The organism is Mesorhizobium sp. M2A.F.Ca.ET.067.02.1.1 (assembly GCF_004023285.1).
In the GTDB taxonomy this organism is placed as follows: Bacteria; Pseudomonadota; Alphaproteobacteria; order Rhizobiales; family Rhizobiaceae; genus Mesorhizobium.
In genome coordinates this window covers 1-1,767 of sequence record NZ_RZSB01001007.1, presented here as the reverse complement: position 1 = coordinate 1,767, position 1,767 = coordinate 1, and the positions used below count along the sequence as shown (strand labels likewise).

The window sequence follows — 1,767 nt, the reverse complement described above, 5'->3', positions numbered from 1 at the left end:
CTTTCCCAACCTTCTGGTCAACGGCTCGGGCGGCATCGCCGTCGGCATGGCCACCAACATTCCGCCGCACAATCTGAGCGAAGTCTGCAACGGCGCCATCGCCCTCATCGACAACCCGGCCATCGACCTGCCGGCGCTGATGGAGATCGTGCCCGGCCCGGACTTCCCGACTGGTGGCATCGTGCTTGGCCGTTCCGGCATCTACAGCGCCTATTCCACCGGGCGCGGTTCGATCGTCATGCGCGGCCGCGTCAATATCGAATCCCGCGGCAACGACCGCGAATCCATCGTCGTCACCGAGATTCCCTATCAGGTGAACAAGGCGGCGATGATCGAGAAGATGGCGGAACTGGTGCGCGAAAAGCGCATCGACGGCATTTCCGACATTCGCGACGAAAGCGACCGCCAGGGCTACCGGGTCGTCATCGAGCTGAAGCGCGAGGCCGTCGCCGACGTCATCCTCAACCAGCTTTACCGCTTCACGCCGCTGCAGACCTCGTTCGGCGCCAACATGGTGGCGCTCAACGGCGGCAAGCCGGAGATGATGACGCTGATCGACATGCTGAAAGCCTTCGTCGCTTTCCGCGAGGAGGTGATCAGCCGCCGCACCAAATACCTGCTGCGCAAGGCGCGCGAGCGCGCGCATGTCCTTGTCGGCCTTGCGATTGCGGTCGCCAATATCGACGAGGTGATCAAGCTCATCCGCACCGCGCCCGATCCGCAGACGGCGCGCGAGCAGTTGATGGAGCGGCGCTGGCCGTCGCACGACGTCGCGCCGCTGATCAAGCTGATCGACGACCCGCGTCACCGCATCAACGAGGACGGCACATATAATCTCTCCGAGGAACAGGCGCGCGCCATCCTCGACCTGCGCCTGCAGCGCCTGACCGCGCTCGGCCGCGACGAGATCGCCGACGAGTTGAACAAGATCGGCGCCGAGATCATTGATTTCCTTGACATTCTGTCGTCGCGCGCGCGTATCCAGCAGATCGTCAAGGACGAGCTGATCGCGGTCCGCGATGAGTTCGGCACGCCGCGCCGCACCGAGCTCTCCGACGGCGGGGCGGACATGGAAGACGAGGACCTGATCCAGCGCGAGGACATGGTGGTCACCGTCAGCCATTCCGGCTACATCAAACGCGTGCCGCTGTCGCTCTACCGGGCGCAGCGCCGGGGCGGCAAAGGCCGCTCCGGCATGTCGACCAAGGAAGAGGATTTCGTCACTCGGCTGTTCGTCGCTAACACACACACGCCGGTGCTGTTCTTCTCCTCGCGCGGCATCGTCTACAAGGAAAAGGTCTGGCGGCTGCCGATCGGCAACCCGCAATCGCGCGGCAAGGCGCTGATCAACATGCTGCCGCTCGAGCAGGGCGAGCGCATCACCACGATCATGCCTCTGCCGGAGGACGAGACCAGTTGGGGGGATCTCGACGTGATGTTCGCCACCACGCGCGGCACCGTGCGCCGCAACAAGCTCAGCGACTTCGTCCAGGTCAACCGCAACGGCAAGATCGCCATGAAGCTGGAGGAAGAGGGCGACGAGATTCTCGGCGTCGAGACCTGCACCGACAATGACGACGTGCTTTTGACGGCCAATTCCGGCCAGTGCATCCGTTTCCCGGTCTCCGACGTGCGCGTCTTCCAGAGCCGCAATTCCGTCGGCGTGCGCGGCATAAGCATGGCCGAGACCGACCGCATCATCTCGATGTCGATCATCGAGCACGTCGATGCGTCACCCGCCGAGCGCGCGGCCTATCTGAAGCGCGC

At 64.1% G+C, this 1,767-nt stretch carries 1 protein-coding gene; it reads left to right on the top strand.

Annotated features, from left to right (window positions below; all coding sequences use genetic code 11):
• A partial coding sequence (locus tag EOA28_RS34760; RefSeq protein ID WP_281060952.1) for a DNA gyrase subunit A occupies nt 1-1,767 on the top strand: 1,767 nt, incomplete at both ends.